Here is a 14,588-nt window from a genome sequence, read left to right as displayed (position 1 = left end):
GGCTGTCGCGCGCGTCGCGCAATCCTTTTACACAGACGCAGGTCTGCCGGGCGGTCTTGTCGCTGAGGCCCGACGGTTTGAACAGTGAACGCTGACAGTGGATGCGCCAGCTTATCGGGGCGACGCCTTGCCGGCGTTAACCGGTTGTTTATGGGTAAGGGCTGCCTGATAAGGCACTTGTCCGCCGTAGTCATTGAGACTGACGAAACTCAACAGCAACGGCGCACTTGCCGATGTGTGCTGTAACGGAATACGCAGACGCTGATGCGGCGCCAGCATCTGACTGTCCAGACGGGCAAGTTCGGTGTCATGCTGGCGTATGGAAACCCTCAGCATGGAGACATGATAGGGGCCGGGATTTTCGACCTGTACACCGGTGTCATCGACCCACTGCCAGTTCAGTTTTTCCGGAGCCTGCTGTGGATCACCCTGCAAACCATCAGGCCGGAAGAAGACTTTGATGCGCTGACGTACCGCGATCTGCAGTGTGTTTTCAGCTGCGGTCTGGGGAATTTCCTGAACATTGAGCCATAACACCGATTCACGATCGGTGGGCATGTCGGCACCGGAATGAATGATCCGCAATAGCTGCCTGCCACCCCCGGCCATACGCGCAAGTGCGGGTGTGACAATGAACGGCAGGTTCGGCAGACTTTCGTGAGTGCTGACCGCCGCCACAGGCGATTCAAGCCAGGACTGCAGGAGAATCTCTCCCCCGCCACTGTTGTGAACACCCAGACTGACCTCTTTATCAGTGCCCTGGTAAATGACTCGCGTCGTATTCAATACAATGCCCGCCTGAACGGTGGATGCGCAGAACACCAACGCAACAAGCATCGTGTAGCGAAAAAAATCGGAAAACATGCTGGCGTTCGCCTTGAATTCGGTAGAGGACAGAGCGAGCACTGCCCGCCCCGCCCGACACGATTACTCGTAATCCATCACGAACGGCAGGAAGCCGTCGGCATTACCCGGATTGGTGGGCGTGCCGTTAAGCACATACACCGCGCCAAAATTGATTTCAGCGGTGGCACCGTTGGCGCCATCCTTGATCAGCGTGGTGTCGACGGTTTCGTCACCACTCAGATCCATCAGCACACTGGACGCATTGAGCAGGCCGATACCGACGCCATCTGCCGCACCGGTGGTGCGCAGGAGTTTCGCGTCGTTGTTGTCCAGGCCACTGCCGTTACGGGCAATAAGGCGCATCTTCACCATGTTGTACTGGTCTGCACCGGCACTGCAGTTGACCAGCAGCTGGATGGGGGCAGCCGTCTCGAATCGGCTTTCGCTCGATACACCGATATCGGAGAAGGACACGTTGCCCAGGTCGATATTGATTTCGCCAGGGTTGGTCCCCGCACTGACACCCGTGCCCGGCCCCACATCGCAGGAGATATTGGTCAGTGTTCCGTTAAAGACCATTGTGCCGTTGTTCGCAGCACTGGCGGTACCTGCCATGCCAACGCCCATTACGCCCAGAACTGCCAATGTAAGAGAACGCTTTTTCATGCTAACGACCTTCCTTGTGTTATTTCGTGTGTGCCCGCTATCGGACGGTGAGCACTATAGAGTCAGGTCTATTTCAATGCTGTCAGCCCGGTAACTTTCACCCCGCAGACAACACAACACGACACGCAGGACAGGTCTGTAGGAATAATTATAATTCGTGCCCGGCACACTGATAAAAACCCTTTTCCATACAGAAGCGCGCCCTTACTCAGGTACAGACTAGCGACGCCTTGACGGTGGCCGAGGTTATGTATCGTTCAAACCTGGCGGGCACTGGACTGCCACTTGAAAACGTGACAGTCCGGACGAGAAAACACAACAGGCAGCTAGTTACTGATAGCTCAACGTAACGACGGCAGCGCGCGCCTGCAGGGCTTCTCCGTCGATAACCACGGCGGCAGGCAATACCTGATACTGCGTCACGAAGGGCATTGCCTGCTCACCACAGACATTGCGTTCGGTGCTCACATGAATAATGACCCCGGGTGCAACTTCCAGCGTTCTCGACTGATTACCGGGCACCGTTATCTCTGTACTGGAAACCCTGCAACTGCTGTTGACGATACTGCCACGCAACGTTATTGCACCGTCCTTTGCCCATGACACAGCGGGAGTAGCCAGCCACAGCGTCGACATGATTGCGACCCACAATTTTTTATCAAGGGACCGTAACTTCCACATCACTTTTCCGTTCGTTTTCTGACGGCTCATGGCGTACTCCATTCATTGACTCATACGATAAGTTAAGTTGATGAGAGAATGACCTGCCAGAAACCTACTTAGGAAAATGTAGGAAAACTCCTAGGACTTAATAAACATCTGGACAACTATCTCTTCAACATAGATATCGTCCAATTCCGACTTTTCTTGACTGCACGCCACACCCGCTGGAGGCTTTCTGACAAACCTGACAGCTGAAAGTCATTCTGTTGACCGGGTTTGCAGGCTATAAGGAAGCTGTAAAAAATATCTCTCCCGTACTGACATTTGGCGTTTTCTTCATATGCGCAGAAAGACCCTGACCGTCACCGCTGTCGTTCTGGTGATCGCCTGTGTGGCGATTGCCGGCTGGAAACTGACACGCCCGGCCACGCTTCCCAAAAATGCCGCTGCCGCTGTGCCGGTCAAAGTGATCACGGTCAGTCTTGAAGACGTGCCGCGCTTCGTCACAGGGATCGGATCGGTGCTGTCGCTGCAAAGCGTCGTGATCCGCCCCCAGGTGGATGGGGTGCTGACGCGCGTGCTGGTCAAGGAAGGTCAGCAGGTCAAGGCCGGAGACCTGTTGGCAACGCTGGATGACCGCTCTATCAGGGCTGCGCTGGAACAGGCGCGTGCCCAGTTGGCGCAGAGCAAGGCGCAGCTGGACGTAGCGCAATTGGACCTCAAGCGCTATCGCCAGCTCACCCAGGAAAATGGTATCTCGCGACAGACGTTCGATCAGCAACAGGCACTGGTCAGGCAGCTCGAAGCCACGGCAAAAGGCAACGAAGCGAGCATCAACGCCTCACAGGTGCAACTGTCCTACACTCAGATTCGCTCGCCGGTAACGGGACGGGTCGGCATTCGCAATGTCGATGAAGGCAACTTCCTGCGCGTCAGTGATGCTGCCGGACTGTTTTCAGTGACCCAGATCGACCCGATTGCCGTGGAGTTTTCCCTGCCACAGCAGATGTTGCCGACCCTGCAGGGGCTGATTGCCGAGCGCGACGCTGCGACCGTCAAGGCGTATCAGGGCGACGGCGCGGCCAACGGCCTGCTGCTGGGTGAAGGCACGCTTTCATTGATCGACAATCAGGTGTCGGCAAGCACCGGTACGATCCGCGCCAAGGCTCAATTCAAAAACCCCGGCGAGCAACTCTGGCCAGGGCAACTGGTGACCGTGAAGATCCAGACCGGTATCGAACTCAACTCGCTGAAAGTGCCGCCACAAGTGGTGCAGCGCGGCGTTGACCTGCACTTTGTCTATCGGCTCACTGCCGATAACAAGGTGGAAGTCGTCCCCGTCAAAGTACTCTATCAGGACAGCGAGCAGACGCTGATCAGCGGGCCGCGTGCTGGCGATGTACTGGTCAGCGACGGCCAGTCGCGGCTACGCCCGGGAGCAACGGTCGAAGTGATCACCGCGCCTGCTGCGGATGTCGCCAGCGCGCAAGTGGAGCCCGCACGATGAACGGCCGTGGTTCGGTATCGGCGTGGTGCATCGACCACCCGGTGGCCACCTTGTTGTTGACCTTCGCATTGGTACTGCTGGGGGTCATTGCCTTTCCGCGTCTGCCGATCGCGCCGTTGCCGGAAGCGGAATTCCCGACCATCCAGGTCACCGCGCAACTGCCCGGCGCCAGCCCCGAGACCATGGCGTCTTCGGTTGCCACGCCACTGGAAGTGCAGTTCAGTGCGATACCGGGCATGACCCAGATGACTTCCAGCAGCGCACTGGGCTCCACCAACCTTACGCTGCAGTTCACCCTCAACAAAAGCATCGACACTGCGGCCCAGGAAGTCCAGGCCGCCATCAATACCGCCGCCGGACGCCTGCCGGCCGATCTGCCCAGTCTGCCAACCTGGCGCAAGGTCAACCCGGCCGACAGCCCGGTGCTGATCCTCAGCGTCAGTTCCAGTCTGATCCCCGGCACCGAATTGAGCGACGTCACCGAAACCATTCTGGCGCGCCAGCTCAGCCAGATCGAAGGGGTGGGCCAGGTATACATCACCGGTCAGCAGCGTCCGGCGATTCGTGTCCAGGCCGCCCCCGAGAAACTCGCCGCGCTGGGGCTGACCCTGGCGGACATTCGCCAGGCGGTGCAACAGACCAGCCTGAACCTGGCCAAGGGTGCCCTGTACGGCAAGGACAGTATTTCGACCCTGTCTTCCAACGACCAGTTGTTCAAGCCGCAGGACTACGCGCAACTGATTGTTTCCTACAAAAACGGCGCGCCCGTCCAGCTCAAGGATGTGGCTCGGGTCGTCGCGGGCTCGGAAAACGCCTACGTCAAGGCGTGGTCCGGCGATCAGCAAGGCGTCAACATCGCCATCTTCCGCCAGCCGGGCGCCAACATTGTCGACACCGTGGACCGTATCCAGCGTGAATTGCCACGCTTGCAGGAAATGCTCCCGGCCAGCGTCGATGTATCGGTACTCAACGACCGGACCCGCACCATCCGTGCCTCGCTGCATGAAGTGGAACTGACCCTGCTGATCGCGGTGCTGCTGGTGGTCGCGGTCATGGCGCTGTTCCTGCGCCAACTGTCAGCCACCCTGATCGTCAGTGCGGTACTCGGGGTATCGCTGATTGCCAGCTTTGCGATGATGTACCTGTTCGGCCTCAGCCTGAACAACCTGACACTGGTGGCCATCGTGGTCGCGGTCGGTTTCGTGGTGGACGACGCCATCGTGGTGGTCGAGAACATCCACCGTCACCTCGAAGCCGGCCAAGGCATGCGCGAGGCGGCGATAAAGGGCTCCGGAGAAATCGGCTTTACCGTGGTGTCGATCAGTTTCTCGCTGGTGGCGGCGTTCATTCCGCTGTTGTTCATGGGCGGTGTGGTCGGGCGACTGTTCAAGGAATTCGCACTGACAGCAACCGCGACCATTCTTATTTCGGTGGTCGTCTCCCTGACCCTCGCGCCGACCCTGGCCGCCCTGTTCATGCGCGCGCCCACCCATCACCCGCATCAGAAACCGGGGTTTGGTGAACGCCTGCTCGCCTCCTACGAGCGCGGCCTGCGCAAGGCCCTGGCCCATCAACGGCTGATGCTTGGCATATTCGGCCTGACCCTGGCGCTGGCGGTAGTCGGTTACATCCTCATACCCAAAGGCTTCTTTCCGGTCCAGGACACCGCGTTTGCACTCGGGACCACCGAGGCAGCTGCTGACATCTCCTATCCGGACATGGTGGAAAAACACCTGGAGCTGGCAAAGATCGTCGGCGCGGATCCTGCGGTGCTGGCGTTCTCGCATTCGGTTGGTGTTTCAGGCAGCAACCAGACCATCGCCAACGGCCGCTTCTGGATCTCGCTCAAGCCACGCTCCGAACGCGATGTGTCGGTCAGTGAATTCATCGACCGCCTGCGCCCCAAACTGGCCAAGGTCCCGGGCATCGTTCTGTATCTGCGCGCCGGGCAGGACATCAACCTCAGCTCAGGCCCGAGCCGCAGTCAGTACCAGTACGTGCTCAAGAGCAACGACGGCGAATTGCTCAACACCTGGACGCAACGGCTGACTGAAAAACTGCGCAGCAACCCTGCATTTCGCGACATGTCCAACGACTTGCAACTGGGCGGCAGCGTCACGCACATCGACATCGACCGCAGTGCTGCCGCGCGATTCGGCCTGACCACGGCCGATGTCGACCAAGCGCTGTACGACGCATTCGGCCAGCGGCAGATCAGCGAGTATCAGACTGAAGTCAACCAGTACAAGGTGATCCTTGAACTGGACGCCCAACAACGCGGCAAGGCCGAAAGCCTGGCGTACTTCTATCTGCGCTCGCCGCTGACCAGCGAAATGGTGCCGCTGTCGGCGCTGGCCAACGTCAGTGCGCCGCGCATGGGACCGTTATCGATCAGCCATGACGGGATGTTCCCCGCGGCGAACCTGTCGTTCAACCTGGCACCCGGGGTCGCCCTGGGCGATGCCGTGAGCATGCTCGATCAGGCCAAGAACGAAATCGGCATGCCCGCCTCGATCATCGGCAGCTTCCAGGGCGCGGCCCAGGCGTTCCAGAGTTCGCTGGCCAACCAGCCCTGGCTGATCCTTGCGGCGCTGGTGGCGGTGTACATCATTCTGGGCGTGCTCTATGAAAGCTTCGTGCATCCGCTGACCATCATCTCCACCCTGCCCTCGGCAGGCATCGGCGCACTGTTGCTGCTGTGGATGATGGGGCAGGACTTCTCGATCATGGCCCTGATCGGCGTGGTGTTGCTGATTGGTATCGTCAAAAAGAACGGTATTCTGCTGGTGGACTTTGCCCTGCAGGCCCAGCGCGAGCAGGGCCTCACGCCGCACGAGGCCATTTATGAGGCCTGCATCACCCGCTTCCGACCGATTATCATGACCACCCTCGCCGCCCTGCTCGGCGCACTGCCGCTGATGCTCGGTTTCGGCGTCGGTGCCGAGTTGCGGCAGCCGCTGGGTATAGCCGTGGTTGGCGGCCTGCTGGTGAGCCAGATGCTCACGTTGTTCACCACGCCGGTCATTTATCTGCAACTGGAGCGGCTGTTTCATCGACGCCAACCGGCGCCCGCCGCACCGACGCTGGCCCTGCAAAAGTGAGAGTTGCCCGATGCGCGTGCTGATTATCGAAGACGAAGAGAAAACCGCCGACTACCTGCGTCGCGGTCTGACCGAACAGGGCTATGCCGTGGACGTGGCGCGCGACGGGATCGAAGGCCTGCACCTGGCGCTGGAGAATGACCATGCGATCGTCATTCTCGACGTGATGCTGCCGAGCCTGGATGGTTTTGGGGTGTTGCGTGCGCTGCGTGCGCGCAAACAGACGCCCGTGATCATGCTGACCGCGCGCGAGCAGGTCGACGACCGCATTCGCGGCCTGCGCGAAGGCGCGGATGATTACCTGGGCAAGCCGTTTTCTTTTCTGGAACTGGTCGCCCGCCTGCAGGCCCTGACGCGGCGCAGCGGTGGCCACGAGCCGGTGCAGATCACCATCGCCGACCTGTGGATAGACCTGATCAGCCGCAAGGCGACCCGCGCCGGCCTGCGCCTGGACCTGACCGCCAAGGAGTTTTCGCTGCTCAGTGTGCTGGCCCGACGTCAGGGTGACATCCTTTCCAAGACATCCATCGCCGAGATGGTCTGGGACATCAACTTCGACAGCGATACCAATGTGGTCGAAGTCGCGATCAAGCGCTTGCGGGCCAAGCTCGATGGCCCTCACGAGCACAAGCTGCTGCACACCATTCGCGGCATGGGCTATGTGCTGGAGAACCGCAGTGCGGGTTGATTCGATTGCCCTGCGCCTGAGCGGGCTGTTCGCGCTGGTGGCACTGGTGGTGTTCCTGCTGATCGGCTGGGCCTTGTACCTGCAGGTCGACAAAAGCCTCGATTTGCTGCCCCGTGCAGAGGTGGATGCGCGCTACAGCGTGCTGGAATCGGCGGTCAATCGTTTCGGCAACCCGGAACACTGGCGCAAGATCAAGGCCAAGCTCACCTTGCTCAGTGAAGAGGACAAACGCCTGCGCTTCTGGGTGGTGAGTGACAATCCGCTCTATGAGTTCGGCAATCCCGGTGCGGACATTCGTCGTTTTGCACAGGGGCCGCTGGGCATGCACGACCTGAAGCTGGCGGACCACCCGTTTTCGTTCAAAGTGCTGGTCAGCGAGTTTCCCGCCAAGGAACAGCGTCCGGCACTGCGCTTTCTGACTGCCATCGACACCGAGACGTTCTGGCACACGCAGCACTCGCTGCTGGTCGCCTTGATCAGCCTGGCCACGCTGGGCATTCTGCTCGCGTCGGCGCTGGGCTACTGGGTCGCGCGGATTGGCCTGCGACCGCTGACCAGCCTTTCGCAGGAAGTCCAGAAGCTCGCCCCGCCAAGGCTGTCCGGACGCTTGCAGTTGTCGCCGCTGCCACCGGAACTCGAGCAATTCGTCGCCTCGTTCAACTCCACGCTGGAACGCGTCGAGCAAGCCTACTCGAGGCTGGAGTCGTTCAATGCCGATGTGGCACACGAGCTTCGTTCACCGCTGACCAACCTGATCGGTCAGACCCAGGTGGCGCTGACCCGTGGCCGCTCTGCCGAGCATTATTTCGAAGTGTTGCAGTCGAACCTCGAAGAGCTGGAGCGCCTGCGCTCGATCATCAACGACATGCTGTTTCTGGCCAGCGCCGATCAGGGCACCAAGGTCAAGGCACAGATCTGCACCTCACTGGCTGAAGAAGTCGCGACGACGCTGGATTATCTGGACTTCATTCTGGAAGACGCGCACGTGCAAGTCCGTGTCCACGGCGACGCCAGCGCACCCATTGAAAAACCCCACTTGCGCCGCGCGCTGATCAATCTGTTGCATAACGCCGTTCAGCACACTGGCGCTGGTGAAGTGATTGAAGTCAACATCGAATCCCGCGATGCCCATGTCACTGTCAGCGTGACCAATCCGGGCGTACAAATCGCTCAGGAACATTTACCCAGACTGTTCGAGCGCTTTTATCGGGTGGATGCCTCACGCAGTAACAGCGGCGCCAATCACGGCCTGGGGCTGGCCATCGTCAAGGCGATTGCCTTGATGCATGGCGGCACCGTGTTCGTGAACAGCGACAAGGGCGCCAATACCTTCGGCATCCAGTTGCCTCGCTGACACCTGAAAATACTGACTACATTGACCGTTTTCACGGTCCTCAGTGTGCGTCTGTTCGCAGCGTTTTAAATACAGTTGCTTTATTCACATTCCCTTCATATGGGGCTATAAGGAGCGTGTTATACACGCGTCAATAAGTTCCCCACCTAACTGATAATTTTATTAACCGATTATCAAGAATCATTCGTCTGCAGGTAGAACAACCGATGATGGTGTTTGCGTTTTCTCGGCAAGCCCGGCTCAAATGGACCCGTCCGGAGCTGATATTGATTTTCGGCAGCTCGGTTTCAATGCTCGCCATTCTGGCGATTGTCGCGTCTTTACTGGCCCGGGAGCGCGACGACGCGGCACAGACAGCGGCACGTGCAGCGTCCAATATCGTGCGTTTGATCGATGCCGACGTCATGCGTAACGCAGAACTTTACGACTCTTCCCTACAGGGCATGATCAGCGCCTGGCAGCGTCCGGACCTTCAGCAATTGTCACCTGAACTGCGCCAACTTGTTCTGTTTGATCGCGCCACCGCCGCCTCTTACAAGGGCGATCTGGTATTGCTCGATAACCGCGGCGAAATATTGGCTGATTCGTTGTCTGTCACTCCTCGACATGACAACTTCGCTGACCGCGCCTATTTCAAGGACCATGCAACAGACCGCTCTTTGACACTACATGTCAGCGCGCCGTACAAGACTCGCTGGGGCTACAAGGACTGGTGCATCAGTTTCAGCCGTCGCCTATCAGGACCCAACGGCGAGTTCATGGGGATCGTGAGCGCGGCGATGCGCCTGGTGTATTTCAAACACCTGTTCATGAGCCAGAATCTGGGCAGTGAGAGCAGCATCAACCTGATCAATACCTCAGGCATTCTGATCGTTCGCTACCCGGAAATGGAAGGCCAGGAGTTGATCGGCAAGGATTACAGCCACAGCCCCAACTTTCAGCGCATCCTTCAGGAAGGCGATGGCAGCTTTGCCGCGATGTCGACGCAGTTGAATGCTCGTCGGCTGTATACCTTCTCCCGAGTCGGCAACTTGCCGCTGATCGTGGTGATCGGGCAATCCGAAGATGAGGTGTATGCCGTCTGGCGACGCAATGCCTGGCTGGTCGGCTCCGCGACCAGCATATTGTGTCTGGGCATTTTGTGGCTGACCTGGCTGCTGTGTCGCGAGCTGAGAAGGCGCCACCGTGCCGAAGATGCACTGGCCAGCCTGGCCGCGACAGATGGTCTGACCGGGCTGGATAATCGCCGCCAGCTTGACGAAGCCATGGAAGTCGAATGGGCGCGAGCGCAACGCTCTGGCAAGCAGCTGTCATTGCTGATGATCGATGTAGATCATTTCAAGGCATTCAATGAGCGTCATGGCCATCAGGGCGGGGACGAGGCGCTGCGTCTGATTGCGCAGACCATCTCATACTGCATCCGTCGTCCGGGCGACCGCGTGGCACGCTATGGCGGCGAAGAGTTCGTAGTTGTGCTGCCGGAAACAGACTTGCCGGGGGCCATGCTGATCGCGGAAAAAATCCGAAAGGCTGCGGAGGCACTTCCGCTGTTCATGAATGCCGAGTATCCCATCACGGTCAGTATCGGGGTCGCTTCGGAGGTCGTCCGTCAGGGAGACAAGCTGGAAGCATTTTTCGGGGTGGCCGACAAGGCGCTGTATCAGGCCAAGGACAATGGGCGCAACCGGGTCGAGTACCGCAGTTCGGTTGCCAGAAAGGTGACAGACCCGGTCTGACCAGCTGCGTTCGGGCATAAAAAAACGCCAGACTGGCTGGCGTTTTTTCGGTTACCGCTGACGCATCGGATTACGATGCGGCGTGGGCTGCACGTGCTGCGTCACGCAGTGCTTTTACTTTGTCGTGGTTGGCCAGAACGCCAGCCTGCTGCTTTTCAATCAGCGCGATAACGTTAGGCGAAACGTTCTTGGCACGGGCTTTTTCCAGCGCTTCGCGGTAAGCCTTCTTGGCAACGTCTTCGCCTTTTTCAACTTCTTCCAGTACGGCCTTGTCGTCGTCGGAAGTAACCATCGACTTCAGGTTGACCCAGGCGCGGTGCAGTGCGCCAGATACGCTGGAAGAATCTTCAGGCTTGCCACCCAGTGCGGTCACTTCAGCTTGCAGTTCGCGAACGGCTGCAGCGACTTCGGTAGAGCGGTTTGCGAGGAACGATTTCACCTGGGCGCTTTTTGCGTGTTCTGCGCTGGTGCGGAAACCTTCTTCACCGTCTTTGCTGGTTTCGATCAGGTCATTCAGGATAGAGATCGTTTCTTTGTTGATATCAGTCATTTGATAATTTCCTAATGGCAGGTTGATACGAAAGTGTTCGATGTATAGGTAATTGCAGACACCGTGCCAGTTTTTGATACGAAAATAACTATTTAAAATCAATGACTTACGAAATTTTCACAATTACCCGTTCGTGACTTCTGCATGATCTGTCGTTTGGCCTGCATGCAGAATGCACGTATCGTACTGGCTGAAAGAGAAATACAGGCGTATCGCGGATGAATCCGGAAAAACTCAAGCTGCTGGTGACACAGGAAATGCCGTTCGGCAAATACAAGGGTCGGTTGATCGCTGATTTACCGGGGCATTATCTGAACTGGTTCGCCCGGGAAGGCTTTCCCAAAGGAGAGTTGGGAGGTCTGTTGGCGCTGATGCAGGAAATCGATCACAACGGCCTTGGCGCGCTATTGGACCCGTTGCGCACGCGTCCACGCCAGTCGTTCAAGGACAAGGGATAAACAAAGAGACGGTCCGGGGAAAAAAAACGGTGCTCCGGACCAGGGAGCACCGAAAAGCCATACAACCAACAACAACTTCCTTGTCGGAATCAGCAGCAAGGGCTGACTCCGAAATCCTGAAAATCAGTCAAACAGTGCCATTGCCTGCGCAGTCGCTTCCTGGATACGTCCCCAGTCGCCATTCTTGACCCATGCGTTATCGATCATCCAGGTGCCGCCTACGCACATGACGTTGGGCAGGGCCATGTAGCTCTTGAGGTTATGCTCGTTGACACCGCCTGTGGGGCAGAAACGCACCTCGTTGAACGGCCCACCCAAGGCCTTGATCGCTGCCACGCCACCACTGATCTCAGCCGGGAACAGCTTGAAGCGGCGATAGCCCATGGCATAGCCGATCATGATTTCCGAGGCGCTGCTGACACCCGGCAACAGCGGCAAAGGGCTGTCGACCGCGGCTTGCAGCAGGTCTTGCGTGCTGCCGGGAGTGACGATGAACTGCGAACCGGCCGCTTCAGCGTCAGCCAGCATCTTGCGGTCCAGGATGGTCCCGGCGCCCACACACAGCTCGGGGCGCTGTTCACGCAGGATACGAATGGCGCTCAGACCGAACGCCGAGCGCAGGGTCACCTCCAGTGCAGTCATGCCGCCAGCGGCCAGTGCATCGGCCAGCGGCAGTACGTCCTGGTCACGGGCGATGGTAATCACCGGCAGAATCTTCGCCTTGGCGCAGAGTTCGTCGATCTGGGCAATCTTGTTCGCCATGCTGGTCAGCGGCTGATTATTTTCATTCTGTGTCATGGCGACGGTTCCTTTGTTTGTGGGGCTTATCGGGGCTTATGGGCACCAGTAAATCTCGAGAGACGGGTTGAGAAAGGCACGCACCGGCATCTCGGCGAGGTCGTCGCCTGCCAGCGCGGTGCGCAGAGTGTCGAGTTTGGCCTGACCGGACACCGACAGAATCGGTGAACGCGCCGACGCCAGCAGGCGGCGGGTCAGGGTCAGGCGCTGGTGCGGCACGCTCGGTGCGAGCATGGGCAGGCAGCGGCGCTCACCTTGCAGGTCAAGGGCTTCGCTCAGATTCGGGCTGTTGGGGAACAGCGACGCGGTATGCCCATCGTCGCCCATGCCCAGAATCAGTACATCAATGGGTGGCAGCTCGGCCAGTGCCTGATCGGCAGCCTGAGCGGCTTCCTCGACACTGCTCGCCACGCTGTACAGGCCGAGAAACTTCGCCTTCGCCACAGGCCCCTGCAACAAGTGGCGGTGCAACAGGCCGGCATTGCTGTCGGCATGTTCGGTCGGCACAAAGCGCTCGTCCACCAGACTGATGACGACCTTCGACCACTCCAGCGGCTGTGCCGCCAGACGCTGGAAGAAGGCGACCGGGCTGCGTCCACCGGACACCACCAGCGTCGCCAGACCGTTCTCGCTGATCGCCTGCTTGAGGCGTTCGGCGACAGTTTCAGCCAGTGCATCGGCCAGTTGCTGCGCTGTGTCGAAATCGTGTGCTACCAGCCCTGCTGGCAGCTTGAGGTCACATGTCGCCATACCAGGATCTCCCGTCGCGAGTAATCAGGGCAATGGAGCTCATCGGCCCCCAGGTTCCGGCCGGGTAAGGCTTGGGCGCATCGCCCGCCTTCTTCCAGCCAGCGATCAACTGATCACACCATTGCCAGGCGTACTCGATCTCATCTTTGCGGACAAACAGGTTCTGATTGCCACGCATGACTTCCAGCAACAACCGCTCATAAGCGTCGGGGACACGAGCGCTGCGGTAGGTGTCGGAAAAATTCAGTTGCAAGGGACCGCTGCGCAGCTGCATGCCCTTGTCCAGGCCCTGATCCTTGGTCATCACCTGCAAGGAAATGCCTTCGTCAGGCTGCAGGCGGATGATCAGGCGGTTGCTGATCTGCAAACGCTGTTCAGGCGCGAAGATGTAGTGCGGCGGCTCTTTGAAATGGATCACGATCTGCGACAGCTTCTGCGGCATGCGTTTGCCGGTGCGCAGATAGAACGGCGTACCCGACCAGCGCCAGTTGCGGATATCGGCACGCAACGCGACGAAGGTTTCGGTATCGCTCTGGGTATTGGAGTTTTCTTCCTCCAGATAGCCAGGCACCGCCTTGCCTTCGCTGTAGCCGGAGGTGTACTGGCCGCGCACCACCTGGGTGGCCAGACGCTCAGGGGTAAACGGGGCCAGTGCCTTGAGCACCTTGACCTTCTCGTCCCGGATACTGTCGGCGGACAGGTCGCTTGGCGGGTCCATGGCAATCAGGCAGAGCAGCTGCAGCAGGTGGTTCTGGATCATGTCACGCAGCTGGCCAGCCTGATCGAAGTAGCCCCAACGGCCCTCGATGCCGACCTTCTCGGCCACCGTGATCTCCACGTGCGAAATATGGTTCTGGTTCCACTGGGTTTCGAACAGGCTGTTGGCGAAGCGCAGAGCGATGAGGTTCTGTACCGTGTCCTTGCCCAGATAGTGGTCGATACGATAAACGCGGTTTTCCGGGAAAAACTGCGCAACAGCGTCATTGACCCGGCGCGAAGAGGCCAGGTCGTGACCGATGGGTTTTTCCAGTACGGCACGCGTGCGCTCAGCGAGGTTGACCGACGCAAGGTTCTCGCAGATGGCACCGTAGACCGAGGCGGGTGTGGCGAAATAGGCGATCAGGGTTTCGGCATTGCCGACGCGCTCGGCGAGTGCGACGTAATCCTCGGCCTTGAGGAAGTCGACATGCAGGTAGCTGAGGCGCGCCAGAAAGCGGCCCAGGTTGTCCGGCTCCAGTTCCGTCTCGGGAATGAAGCGACGCATGGATTTTTCGATGTACGCCAGATGCGACTCTTCGTCACCCGGTTCACGCGCCAGGGCAAGAATTTTTGTGTCTTCATGCAGCAGTCCAGCGCGATCAAGCTGATAAAGAGCCGGGAACAGCTTGCGTACCGCCAGGTCCCCCAAGGCACCAAACAGGGCAAATGTGCACGGTTCAACCGTAATCAAGGGCATAATGTTGGTTCTTTT

13 protein-coding genes are annotated in these 14,588 nt (G+C 58.8%); 6 read left to right on the top strand and 7 right to left on the bottom strand.

Features of this window, described 5'->3' with window-relative positions:
• Window positions 1–111 precede the first annotated feature (111 nt).
• From PI739_RS01365 to PI739_RS01355, 3 genes are all read right to left on the bottom strand, one after another.
• The gene (locus tag PI739_RS01365) at window positions 112–864 is read right to left on the bottom strand and encodes a fimbrial biogenesis chaperone (RefSeq protein ID WP_054080822.1); all 753 of its coding nucleotides are present in this window, start codon (window positions 862–864) and stop codon (window positions 112–114) included.
• A gap of 63 nt (window positions 865–927) precedes the next feature.
• The gene (locus tag PI739_RS01360; RefSeq protein WP_003365284.1) at window positions 928–1,512 is read right to left on the bottom strand and encodes a fimbrial protein; all 585 of its coding nucleotides are present in this window, start codon (window positions 1,510–1,512) and stop codon (window positions 928–930) included.
• A gap of 330 nt (window positions 1,513–1,842) precedes the next feature.
• Window positions 1,843–2,223 (bottom strand): hypothetical protein, encoded by a 381-nt coding sequence (locus PI739_RS01355; RefSeq protein WP_054080821.1) that lies wholly within the window; start codon window positions 2,221–2,223, stop codon window positions 1,843–1,845.
• 292 nt (window positions 2,224–2,515) lie between these two features.
• Here PI739_RS01355 and PI739_RS01350 point away from each other — a divergent pair, with 292 nt between their 5' ends.
• The 5 genes from PI739_RS01350 (at window position 2,516) to PI739_RS01330 (ending at window position 10,561) form a co-directional block, all read left to right on the top strand.
• Entirely contained in the window at window positions 2,516–3,682 is a 1,167-nt protein-coding gene (locus PI739_RS01350) for an efflux RND transporter periplasmic adaptor subunit (protein WP_054080691.1), read from the top strand.
• Window positions 3,679–6,783 carry a multidrug efflux RND transporter permease subunit gene (locus PI739_RS01345; protein ID WP_054080690.1) on the top strand — a complete coding sequence of 1,035 codons (3,105 nt, stop codon included), beginning with the start codon at window positions 3,679–3,681 and terminating at the stop codon, window positions 6,781–6,783. The genes PI739_RS01350 and PI739_RS01345 overlap by 4 nt, the downstream gene beginning before the upstream one ends.
• A gap of 10 nt (window positions 6,784–6,793) precedes the next feature.
• Window positions 6,794–7,471, top strand: a complete 678-nt coding sequence (locus PI739_RS01340; protein ID WP_054080689.1) for a heavy metal response regulator transcription factor — start codon at window positions 6,794–6,796, stop codon at window positions 7,469–7,471.
• Window positions 7,461–8,825: a heavy metal sensor histidine kinase gene (locus PI739_RS01335; protein WP_072365566.1), complete on the top strand. Its 1,365-nt coding sequence runs from the start codon at window positions 7,461–7,463 to the stop codon at window positions 8,823–8,825. The genes PI739_RS01340 and PI739_RS01335 overlap by 11 nt, the downstream gene beginning before the upstream one ends.
• A gap of 206 nt (window positions 8,826–9,031) precedes the next feature.
• Entirely contained in the window at window positions 9,032–10,561 is a 1,530-nt protein-coding gene (locus PI739_RS01330; RefSeq protein ID WP_044309179.1) for a sensor domain-containing diguanylate cyclase, read from the top strand.
• Between the two features lie 70 nt (window positions 10,562–10,631).
• Here the strand turns inward: PI739_RS01330 and PI739_RS01325 are convergent, their stop codons facing one another.
• Window positions 10,632–11,111 carry a PA2169 family four-helix-bundle protein gene (locus tag PI739_RS01325; RefSeq protein WP_002552329.1) on the bottom strand — a complete coding sequence of 160 codons (480 nt, stop codon included), beginning with the start codon at window positions 11,109–11,111 and terminating at the stop codon, window positions 10,632–10,634.
• A 218-nt stretch (window positions 11,112–11,329) separates the two neighbouring features.
• Between PI739_RS01325 and PI739_RS01320 the strand changes: the two genes are divergently transcribed.
• On the top strand, window positions 11,330–11,569 hold the full coding sequence (locus PI739_RS01320; protein ID WP_003341842.1) for a DUF3820 family protein: 240 nt from the start codon (window positions 11,330–11,332) through the stop codon (window positions 11,567–11,569).
• 123 nt (window positions 11,570–11,692) lie between these two features.
• Here the strand turns inward: PI739_RS01320 and PI739_RS01315 are convergent, their stop codons facing one another.
• From PI739_RS01315 to zwf, 3 genes are read right to left on the bottom strand one after another with little or no spacing between them, the layout of a single operon-like run.
• Window positions 11,693–12,367, bottom strand: coding sequence for a bifunctional 4-hydroxy-2-oxoglutarate aldolase/2-dehydro-3-deoxy-phosphogluconate aldolase (locus tag PI739_RS01315; protein ID WP_003365294.1), 675 nt, complete (start codon window positions 12,365–12,367; stop codon window positions 11,693–11,695).
• Window positions 12,368–12,403: 36 nt separating this feature from the next.
• Complete coding sequence (gene pgl, locus PI739_RS01310) at window positions 12,404–13,117, bottom strand: 6-phosphogluconolactonase (protein WP_054080688.1); 714 nt, start codon at window positions 13,115–13,117, stop codon at window positions 12,404–12,406.
• A complete protein-coding gene (gene zwf / locus PI739_RS01305) occupies window positions 13,104–14,573 on the bottom strand; it encodes a glucose-6-phosphate dehydrogenase (RefSeq protein ID WP_003408964.1) in 1,470 nt (489 codons plus the stop codon). The genes pgl and zwf overlap by 14 nt, the downstream gene beginning before the upstream one ends.
• Between the last annotated feature and the right edge of the window lie 15 nt (window positions 14,574–14,588).

Origin of the sequence: Pseudomonas cerasi (genome assembly GCF_027983475.1) — a bacterium.
Lineage (GTDB): Bacteria > Pseudomonadota > Gammaproteobacteria > Pseudomonadales > Pseudomonadaceae > Aquipseudomonas > Aquipseudomonas cerasi.
The sequence above is the reverse complement of the archived record's forward strand: the minus strand, read 5'-3'. Positions and strand labels throughout refer to the sequence as shown.